This is a genomic window from Paenibacillus sp. 32O-W (assembly GCF_007679495.1).
Lineage (GTDB): Bacteria > Bacillota > Bacilli > Paenibacillales > NBRC-103111 > Paenibacillus_L > Paenibacillus_L residui.
The window spans coordinates 1-10,118 of sequence record NZ_VEGP01000106.1; the positions used below are offsets into that span (position 1 = coordinate 1).

Here is a 10,118-nt window from a genome sequence, read left to right on the forward strand (position 1 = left end):
CCTCCACTTTTTTACAGTCCGCGAGGCAGATCCACTATATTCAGTGTTTGATATTACGGGCTTTCGAAATTTAGGTTAAAAGAATGAATGTGGACGGGCAAGGGTTGAACCGTTTCTTCGGCCCCCTCGAATCCAAAATAATGGATAATTTATGGTCATCCCCTCCCTAAAAAATGAAAAGTGGGAAGAAACAATGAGCTCCGTTGTAAAAATGCGGCTGGTTTACGCTTTGATGGTTTTTTTCGTATTGAGCATTACCATGCAGATGGGTCTGTTCCTGACCAATCAAATCAGAGACTTCAGTTTGCAGGGAATACGGATCTCCGGCATTCTGATCGACCTCGTCATCGGTTATACACTTGTCCGAATCCTGTGGCGAATCACAAGACAGTGGTATTTGACGCGCAAAGGGATAAAGCTTTTCCGCTCCCGCGCTCACCACAAATTAACGAAGCAGTTCAATGATAAGTACCGCAGTTGGAAAACCGAATTGATTGTGGTGGAAGACGATGCCTTTATTGCTCTGACGATCGGCATGCTGCGTCCAAAGATTGTTGTATCTACAGGAGTGTTAAAGCTTTTTAACGATATGGAAGTCAATGCGGTCTTGCTGCATGAATGGTATCATTGCCGCAAACGGGACAATATCAAAATGTTCTTGTCCACCCTGTTCGCAGATGCCTTCGGATATTTACCCATTATCCAACCTTCAGTCCGTTTCTATAAAACGATGAAAGAGCTGCTCGCGGATCGATTCGTTATCAAACAGATGGGCACGGAACTACACTTGGGCAATGTTTTGTTGAAGCTTGTTCAATTGGGGCAGATAAAACGGCGCGAGGCGGCGGTTCATTTCACAGAGACGGCGATTGATTATAGGATCATGCAAATACTGGAACCTGAGAAGGCCGTGAAAGTGCCGATCGCGTTGTTCAGACCTTTATTGCTATCTTGCGTCTTCTTGCTCCTGATAAGCATAGGTGGAAGTTCGTAATCCGCCTTTTCTTTTGGATCACGAAACTACAATATGTAGTATCGCGAAAATGGACTGGATTTCAAATGGTTCTTTAGGAGGTTTTTCATTATGAGAGACATTTTATTACCGTCGGGGATTTCCCGGTTCAATTCTATTGACATGTAAGGAGGAAAGAATATGGCCGGATTATTATCGAAGGGGACAAGAAAACATATGAAAGTGAGCTTACATCTTCTCATAGCTCTTACCGGATTGATCAGTGTGCTCTTACATATCCTTTATTCTCCTGCTCCCTTCGCTTCCATGACCAAATTTACAATTCATGCTAATCTATTCATTACATTGACATTTTCCGTTAGTGCTGTGACCATGCTCTTCAAGAGAACAGAAAGCAAGCTTCTGGATTTCTGTAAAAATGCATCTCTTATCTATATCCTTGTGGGCTTGCTGACTTACCACTTTCTTCTCTCGAGCGGGGGAACCTATACCGGACCTCGAATCATAACAAACTTCACGCTGCACTACTTAATTCCGGTGCTTGTGCTTTTGAACTGGATGATGTTTGAAGAGAAGAAATCATACCATTATAAATACGTTGTTTATTGGTTAGGCTTCCCGGTTCTCTACTGCGCCGTTTCCTTAATCAGAGGATTATTTGACGGATTTTACCCGTACTTTTTTCTAAATCCCCACGGCACCATTCCCGCCGGAGTCGGCAGCTACACAAATGTAACTTTATTCATCATTGGTTTTGCATTTATCTTTTCGATCTTCGGGTTTCTGTTGATTATTATAAATAAAGCTATTTTAAGCTATAAAAAAAGCTCCTAACGGAGCCATCTCGAAGATGAATAACCCGGTATTAGAGGAAGCTTTTTATGCCAATAGGAATCTATATTTTCATCGTATTAACGCTGTAAAGAACTTAAAGATTCCTATGTGGTAAAAAAAGCTCCTAACGGAGCCATCTCGAAGATGAATAACCCGGTATTAGAGGAAGCTTTTTATGCCAATAAGAATCTATATTTTCATCGTTGCTGTAAAGAACTTAAAGATTCCTATGTGGTAAAAAAAGCTCCTAACGGAGCCATCTCGAAGATGAATAACCCGTATTAGAGGAATATTACACCCCCCATTGAGATTTGCGACAAACTATGATTGGAGGAATAGTATATGTTCGATATGGGGCCATCGTTTGGAGGGGGGTTTTCAATGATGTCCTCCATTATACCGATACTCGTTGTGGTCGTATTTGCCGTCGTTCTCATCGGAATCGTGATGAATGGGGCCCGCTACGTCAAAAATGCAAGTTCACCGCGGGAATCCGTATTTGCCCGGGTAGTGGCGAAACGAATGGAAGTACGTACTCAGTCGCACCATCATCATCATGAAAATGGTCATGTACACCCTGGCCATTCTTCTCGCACCTATTATTACATTACCCTGGAATTCGAAAACGGCGAGCGAAAAGAATATTTGGATGTTAGAAACTTGTACGGACTCATAATTGAGGGAGATTCGGGATATGCCGCCGTTCAAGGGGATTGGATCGTAGCTTTCGAGCGGAACGGAGGCAGCTGAATCGTCCGATGATGGCTTTCTTCAGCAGCAAGAACCTATTCACTTTTTATTGTTCAATAAAGAATTTATTTGTATAGCCAGCATAAGTGATGCTTGAAGAGAAATAAGTAGTAGAATAACAGGAATAAAATTATCTGTGTTTTGATTAAATAATGAAGTTAAAAAGTAGAATAATATGATTGATAGTATTACAACTACTATATAAAGTCCGAAAATTCTCATTACAGTTTTCATCTGTACAGCCCCTTTCTCTGTTGAGAATAATTTTATAATATATAAATGATTCTGCATATATAGAGTGAAGGGCAGAGAGTTTCTGCCCCTCCTCATCAAACCACCGTACGGAAAATTCCCTCATACGGCTTTCCGATGTTCGTCATTCATGTGCCCATACATCTTGCTGAGCAACCTCACTTCATTCCCGGAGCTACACCAGCGATTGCACTGGCGTTTCTTTGCGTATCACTTTGTCACTATTCCTGCTTAGCTTTCTCATCTTTAATCTTAACTTCCAGCTCCTCTTGCAGTTTCCGTAAAAAAGTAATCACATCATCATCCGATTTCGCAAAATCATCTATTTTATAGTCAACCAATCGATCCCATTGACTTTGCCTCTCTAGCTCTGCTGGTGTCCATTCGTAAAAAGCATCCACATTTTTCCCTACGTAACTAGGGACATCTGCCCCATATTGGCTTAATACATCTTTGTTTTGCAGAACAGAGCCACTTCCAGCCTTTCGAGATATTCTAAGCTGATTCTCTTCGGATACATATTCCAGCAAGACGGCAAAAGCTTCGTTCACATGCTTACTTTCTTTCATAATCATCATTGGAGTTGTTGTTAAATAAGGGTGGACACCGGGAAGTTCAGGCCAGGTCGGTACAGGTGCAATCTCGATTTTCCCCTTGTTTCCTTCCAAATCGCCCCAATCGCCTAGTAAAGTAGCAGACCATCCGGCATTCATTGCAGCAAATCCTTGATAAAATAAATTCCCCTCCACTCCTACATCCATAATGCCCGGAATACTATAATATTGCCTCATTAAATCATAATATTTTCTAAAGGCAGGTTCTTTCGTCAATAACACCTCATCTGTATCAGGATCGACAGGATTAACCGCCCATTGCTCTAACGGGATTTTCGGTTCATCAAAAACCAATCCCGTATACTTCTGACCGTTTCTTTCTCCAGTCATTTGTTTAGCAAGCTCCAATGCCTCATACCAAGTTATTTCCTTGGTCGGGTACTCGATTCCAAATAAATCGAAAATTTCCTTATTATAAAATAAAGCCTTAAATCCTACCCCATCCGGCATCCCTATCAATCTGCCTTCCGGGTCATAGGAACGAGCATACGAAACTAAAGCCGGATTAAGATCCTCCAGGTTAAAATCGCTATTCGCGATCAGATCATCAAGCGGATAGATTAAATCGGCATCCAGTAATTCCTTGATTGTGTCATAATGGATACTAACAACGATATCCGGAACAACACCAGAAGCAAAAATTTCTTCTAAACCACCCCAGGTGGTGTCAAAAGGAATCCGTTCAATGTTAATATTGTCTAATTTTTTGTCTATTTCACCAAACCTGGAATCAAAAATTTGATCATCCCAACCGATGGCGATTTTAATCGTTACCGGTTCTGACGAGTGCTCCTCCTTGTTATCTTGTTGATCATTTTCCAGCCTATTCTCCTGCGATTCGCTATGCATGTCTGTATTCGTAGAACAGGAAGTCATTAAAGTAAATAGAAGTCCTATAACGAGCCAACCGAACCACCTCTTATTCACCATACGATATCCCCTTTCGAGATTTAGCATACATAGTTAATTAGAGTCTAAACAACAATTTGCTTTATTTCCCACTCCCTTCCAACGCCTGCTGCATGAGAGCGCTTTATAATATTATAAAATCATGAAATGGGAAAATGATCTCGTCAAAAGGTAAAGGTTCTCGTCGTGATAAGGTTTTTCCGTTATAAAATATTCTGAAACTTTTCACATCTCGAAGCGGGAATTCTGAATCAACGGCGGGTTATCACCGGTTTGAGTTCTCCTCATTCCGATTTATGTTAATGATACATTTCTAATGTGGGATGTTCTCTATCTAATTTTGCTTAGTTTTCGCACAATTTTGCTTTGGGGATTCGTTATTTATACACCAAAAACGAACCGTACTTTCATTTTATTTTGACCGGTACAAGGGGGATTTTCCATGAATCATAAAGTTGAATATCAGCAATTTCCGGTATTAAAAAGTAAATCCTTCCCCTATTTTATTTATCAACCGCCAAAAGACAATTCTTTGGCTCTTTTTCACCCTCATTGGCATGAGCAAATCATTGAATTAATTTACATGGCAGAGGGAGAAGCGAAATTTCAAATCGATGGGCAAACATTCCATGCGGTTGAAGGAGATATTTTTATCATTCGTGAAAATCTTATCCATGCTGGGGAAGCAATCAACGAAACACCCGATTATTATGCGATTCTATTTAATAGGGAATTACTAATCAACCCCGAGCTGCTTGACTATTATGATAATATCCCCCTCATTAACCCCTTGTCCCCGCCAATAGTATTAAAACCAACGGACGCTAATTATCGGATATTTATAGAACCGTTGCAAGGCATTATCCGGGAATATAACGAGCAAAAAGTCGGTTATGCCATAGCCATAAAAGCATATATCTTCGTCATCACAACGGAATTAGCCAGGCTCTATTCATCTGAAGATAAACCAACCCGAAGCATGGAAGCGGATAAACAAAATATTAAATTGCTGAATCAAATCATTCATTATGTAGAAAAGCACTACCATGAAAAAATCACCTTGGAAGAAATAGCGTCCATTGCTAATATGAGTTCGTCTCATTTTTGCAGAATATTTAAGAAGGCGACAGGGGGAACATTCACGGAATTCGTTAATAAATTCCGCATCAAAAAATCCGAAAAGCTGCTTGACGATCATAGTCTGACCATCACAGAAATATCCGATGCCGTCGGCTTTTGCAACATCAACTACTTTGGCCGACTATTCCGAAGATACAAAAACTGTACCCCTATGCAGTACAGGCATCGACAATAGGAAATAAGACCAATCATACCCATATGCAACATTCAAGCATTTAATGACCTTCGATACCTGCCTGTCATGTTTCATTTCTTCAAGTGTAAACCACATTTAAAATCGATTTTTTCTAATAATTGCGGCGCAAACCCTTGGTCTAAGCGTCAATTTTCTTCCTCCTTTTTCACGGCAAATTCAGGGACGAGGTTGTTTTAATATTTGATACCTCCTCTGAGTATTCCTTCTATTTTCCAGAAAAGTTTACTGTTCACCGAAACTGAGTCAAAAGACGCTGTCCTTTTCACCATGAGAACCTATAATTAAATTTGCGGGCGCTACAAGGACTGGAAGCATCGCAAAAATTCGGAAATCCACTAGAAAATAGCCCGCCTTCTCCTCCAATTATGGGAGGATGAGATTGCCGCAAAAGGAGAAGTGCCATGAATATTACCCAAGATTTTAATTCGCGCTTGGTCGAGCTCTACTGTTCGGTAAATAAAATCTCGAAGCTGGATATCCTGCATAATCCAAAGCTGAAGCGGTTGGATTATGCAGATAATCTAATCGTCCAGCCGGACCATACCGTCAAGGGATAGCCACTTTCACATACGATGGCTCAGTATCTTACTATACAGCCGCACTTCATTATCAGGGGAAGGAGCTTTCTGTTACCGCAGATGTTCCCGGCAAAGCGGATATGAAACGGCTGTCGCCCATCATCAAGAATGCTTAGCACAACTTTGACGAGCTTAATGGTCGGGCATTGGAACTGATCGCCCAGACGCATCCTGACGAAGATGTAAGCGAATTGGTCCTGTCCGAGCTTAGGTTTGACGGGGACGGCACCACTCGGTTGGCTTACGATGCGGGGGATACTCCGGCCGGACAACTGTATATTTACGTATCATTTAATAGAAAGCTTGAAATGAATCGCCAACTCATTTACGAAACTTATTAATTACCTTAGGCGGGTCGGTTCGCATGCATTTTCATCGCTTCCAATTATTCAATTATTGGATTTCATCTGGCGAAATATGTTGGATCAGTCGTTGACCTATATGGAGGAGAATATGACGAACGAATCCTTTTTGGAAAAAGTGAAGCTGTTAATACAGATGCATAGGGAAGGTCTTCTTGGCGGGGAGGTAATGCCTGAGGATGCTTTAATTGGAATGGTCCCTGACGCGGAAATGCCGAACGTGTTGACATTGGGAATGTCGTTAAATTATCAAAGAAATTCTTTCACACTTTGGGAATTCATCGCGCAGGCTTATCACGATAAAAGTACCAGATGGATATTCCATCCCCGTGCCGTATCCGAAAGCTCCCTGGATGAACTGCGCTTGGCTTTGATTCAGTATCGTGTAGCTTTACAGCCCAATCGTCATCCGGAAATTTGGCGGAAGGTCTCTCAAGGAATCGCTCAATCCTCGGCTAAGGGAGACGTTTGGGGCTTGCTGGAATCGGTGCAATTTGACGTCGCCCCCCTCAAACACATAATGCAGGCCACCCGTAAATCGGAATTTCCGTATCTGTCCGGCCCGAAAATTTTCAATTACTGGCTGTATGTGATGGAGACCTATACAGGAGTTAAATGGAAGTCCCGTGAACTGATTACGGTTGCTCCAGATACACACGTTATGAAAGCTACGGTCAAATTAGGATTGTGTTCTTCCGATGTACTGAATGGCACGGCAGATGACCGGAAGGCGGTCGCGGAAGCATGGGAAAATGCGCTGCATGGCAGCGGATTGGCACCGATTGACGTTCATACTCCCTTATGGCTGTGGAGTCGTGCAGGATTTCCACCTCTATCCACCAAATAGCCCCCGCCTTATTTGCAAGAAGCAAACGGGAATAGGCATTCACCTTTGTTTCCCTCAGTGAGTATCTTATGGTTGATGCACTTTGATTAACGGAGGAATCGACGTGGGATACTTTGTTACTGTAGAACCGGGAGTAAAGCTCTATGTGGAAGATATTAACCCCGGCGGACATAAGACGATAGTGTTTTTACATGGTTGGCCGTTAAGCCATGAACTGTTTGAATATCAGTTTAATGTTCTTCCCGCCATGGGATACCGCTGCATAGGCATAGACTGGAGAGGCTTCGGCAAATCGGATAAACCGATAAGCGGCTACACTTATGACCGGTTGGCGGATGATATCCGAGCTGTCATTGATGCGCTTCAATTAAATCATTTCACTCTTGCGGGGCACTCTACCGGTGGAGCGATCGCCATTAGATATATGGCACGTTACAACGGTTTCGGAGTATCCAGGCTTGTCTTAATAGACACTGCAGCTCCCAGAGGGTTTACCAAAGAAACGGCCAATCAGCTTCTTACTGAAGCATTAAATGATCGCCCCAAGATGATGCGGACCGTTACAGAAACCTTCTTCTTTCAATATATCACCGAGCCATTTTCGAATTGGTTTATTCACATGGGATTACAAGCCGCCGGTTGGTCAACTGCGGCCATTATCATTTTGCTGAGGGATGAGAACCTGGTGGCCGATCTACACAAAATTGTTGCCCCTACTCTAATCATTCACGGCATTCATGACAAAGTGATCCCTTTCGCGCAAGCTCAAGAACTCCATCACAGGATAAGAAACTCACAGCTTGTCCCTTTTTCATACAGCGGCCATGGTCCATTTTGGGAAGAACGCGACAAATTTAATCAGCTATTGAGGCAATTTATTGGCTGATAGTCATGTTAAGCGTCGGCTATCATGAGAAGCTGCGATAAGAACCGATCGGAAGTTGAAGTGAAAAATATTCTTTTGTGATATTTTGCCAATTTCTTCAGTGTCATGCTCGTTGTAACATCATGGACATTCCAGCCCAAACAATAAAACATGAAAAAATTGGACAGTATCAATTGTTGTTCTATAAAATTAATGAAGATCATTTCATTCTTATTTAGAACAATAGCATTTATGTCGTCTTCGCAAGGCTGGTATTGATAGATGCTGCTACTGACATCTTCCAATTTATCCCCTTTATTTTCGGTTATAAAAGTTAGAATAAATGGATTTAACAGTGATTCTTCGTACAACCTTCTGTATATATTATAGATTTTCATTTGTGATTCTAAACTTGATAGCCTAGCTACAACAATCGTTTTATCTTCTTTGTAAACTACAACTAAAGAATCGAAGATTGAAAGCAAATTTGATAATGTCAAATCACTTAACTTACTATCTTCTTTAGGATAACAAATCTCACAAGTTAATTTTTCCTTTGAACGATCTTCTTTATTTTCTACAGCACTATAAAAAACATAAAATTGATACAAAGCAAATTGAATTTCTATATTAGACAGGATAACTTCTGCTATATTTTTTTGATCAAATATAGATTCCGCAAAATCAATTCCACTACCGATAATCCTTCTCGTAATAATTTTATTATTTCTTAAAGAACAAACTTCCTGCCTAATAGAATTCATATCTAATGGAACACCATATCGATTATTAAATTCCTTACTATCGATCTTAAAAAGAATTTTCGAAATCAAAAAAATCCCCTCCTCATATTAACGCGGGATTCATCAAACCTGTCGGGAAATACTCTAAAATCATCAGCGCGCAGAGCATCTGCCTCTGCGCGCCGCTTTCGTTCCTCTTTGTCCACCGTTTCATACAGTTACGTTTCTTCCGGTAACCGAAAAAGGCTTTCGGTAAAAGTATAAAAAAGAAACTTTAATCTTTGAATGTTTGGACCTCTGTCTGACTTTACCAGCCCAATGTGATCATCGACCCGGAGTCAACTTATTCTGTTTGTAAATAAGGAGTAACAAAATTAACATATTTTTTTAGTGCTTCCGTTTTGATGGAAGCTTTTTTCTCTTGGTATTCTTCATTACCGGAATCCTCTAAGTCTTTTCCATCTAGATTATATCTTCCAAGTGTATTTGCTACAACGGAATATTCCCCATAACTATTCATTTTTAAGAAAATTAAATAATCGAGATTTTCTTTCATTTCTGAATATCCTTCTATAGTTAATTTTCTTTTACCGAGCCCTTCTTTAATAAGTCCAACAGGTTCTACTACCTCTAGACTGCTTTCATTGTTTAGACTTAGGTCAGTTTTTTTAATAATCGATTTAATATCTAGCTTTGTTAAGGTAGAAAAAGACTCTAGATTTCCATCTTCGAAGCGGGTCTCTTTATGTTTGCGTTTATTAAAAGGTTCTACTGGACTTCCGATAATAATAAGATCAGAAAATTGCTCGAGCTCCTCCAAACTATTAAATGTGACATAATTTCCATGGATATCTATTTTTGAAGTTTGAAATTGATTCATGATTACGGTGACTGCAAGTAGCCCCATTAAAACAATCGTTGAATATAAAAAAACTTTTTTCTTCGTATTCATAAATAAGAATACCTCCCTATAATTAATTAAGCTTCTCGGAATTCACATTCCGTTGCAGACTCTAGCTTCCTAGCTAGGGTCTTCTATTGTTTCACCCCCAAAC

The 10,118-nt window shown here is 40.6% G+C and carries 11 protein-coding genes; 8 read left to right on the forward strand and 3 right to left on the reverse strand.

From position 1 onward, the window contains the following. Positions 1–193 precede the first annotated feature (193 nt). From FS806_RS24160 to FS806_RS24170, 3 genes are all read left to right on the forward strand, one after another. The gene (locus FS806_RS24160; RefSeq protein ID WP_144941774.1) at positions 194–994 is read left to right on the forward strand and encodes a M56 family metallopeptidase; all 801 of its coding nucleotides are present in this window, start codon (positions 194–196) and stop codon (positions 992–994) included. Positions 995–1,153: 159 nt separating this feature from the next. Then, on the forward strand, positions 1,154–1,807 hold the full coding sequence (locus FS806_RS24165; protein ID WP_144941776.1) for a Pr6Pr family membrane protein: 654 nt from the start codon (positions 1,154–1,156) through the stop codon (positions 1,805–1,807). A 342-nt stretch (positions 1,808–2,149) separates the two neighbouring features. Then, positions 2,150–2,557 (forward strand): DUF2500 domain-containing protein, encoded by a 408-nt coding sequence (locus FS806_RS24170; protein ID WP_144941777.1) that lies wholly within the window; start codon positions 2,150–2,152, stop codon positions 2,555–2,557. Between the two features lie 473 nt (positions 2,558–3,030). Here FS806_RS24170 and FS806_RS24175 read toward each other — a convergent pair whose 3' ends face one another. Beyond that, positions 3,031–4,272: an ABC transporter substrate-binding protein gene (locus FS806_RS24175; protein ID WP_222126763.1), complete on the reverse strand. Its 1,242-nt coding sequence runs from the start codon at positions 4,270–4,272 to the stop codon at positions 3,031–3,033. 502 nt (positions 4,273–4,774) lie between these two features. Here FS806_RS24175 and FS806_RS24180 point away from each other — a divergent pair. The 5 genes from FS806_RS24180 (at position 4,775) to FS806_RS24190 (ending at position 8,341) form a co-directional block, all read left to right on the forward strand. Continuing rightward, positions 4,775–5,647 (forward strand): helix-turn-helix transcriptional regulator, encoded by an 873-nt coding sequence (locus FS806_RS24180; RefSeq protein ID WP_144941781.1) that lies wholly within the window; start codon positions 4,775–4,777, stop codon positions 5,645–5,647. A 422-nt stretch (positions 5,648–6,069) separates the two neighbouring features. Next, complete coding sequence (locus FS806_RS25970; RefSeq protein WP_186328526.1) at positions 6,070–6,225, forward strand: hypothetical protein; 156 nt, start codon at positions 6,070–6,072, stop codon at positions 6,223–6,225. 167 nt (positions 6,226–6,392) lie between these two features. Beyond that, positions 6,393–6,587 carry a hypothetical protein gene (locus tag FS806_RS26410; protein WP_222126764.1) on the forward strand — a complete coding sequence of 65 codons (195 nt, stop codon included), beginning with the start codon at positions 6,393–6,395 and terminating at the stop codon, positions 6,585–6,587. Between the two features lie 76 nt (positions 6,588–6,663). Beyond that, the gene (locus tag FS806_RS24185) at positions 6,664–7,455 is read left to right on the forward strand and encodes a hypothetical protein (protein WP_260982241.1); all 792 of its coding nucleotides are present in this window, start codon (positions 6,664–6,666) and stop codon (positions 7,453–7,455) included. 103 nt (positions 7,456–7,558) lie between these two features. After that, positions 7,559–8,341 carry an alpha/beta fold hydrolase gene (locus FS806_RS24190; RefSeq protein WP_144941785.1) on the forward strand — a complete coding sequence of 261 codons (783 nt, stop codon included), beginning with the start codon at positions 7,559–7,561 and terminating at the stop codon, positions 8,339–8,341. A gap of 8 nt (positions 8,342–8,349) precedes the next feature. Here FS806_RS24190 and FS806_RS24195 read toward each other — a convergent pair whose 3' ends face one another. Both FS806_RS24195 and FS806_RS24200 read right to left on the reverse strand, forming a co-directional pair. Beyond that, positions 8,350–9,153 carry a hypothetical protein gene (locus tag FS806_RS24195; protein ID WP_144941787.1) on the reverse strand — a complete coding sequence of 268 codons (804 nt, stop codon included), beginning with the start codon at positions 9,151–9,153 and terminating at the stop codon, positions 8,350–8,352. A gap of 253 nt (positions 9,154–9,406) precedes the next feature. Then, entirely contained in the window at positions 9,407–10,015 is a 609-nt protein-coding gene (locus FS806_RS24200) for a hypothetical protein (RefSeq protein ID WP_144941789.1), read from the reverse strand. Positions 10,016–10,118 lie beyond the last annotated feature (103 nt).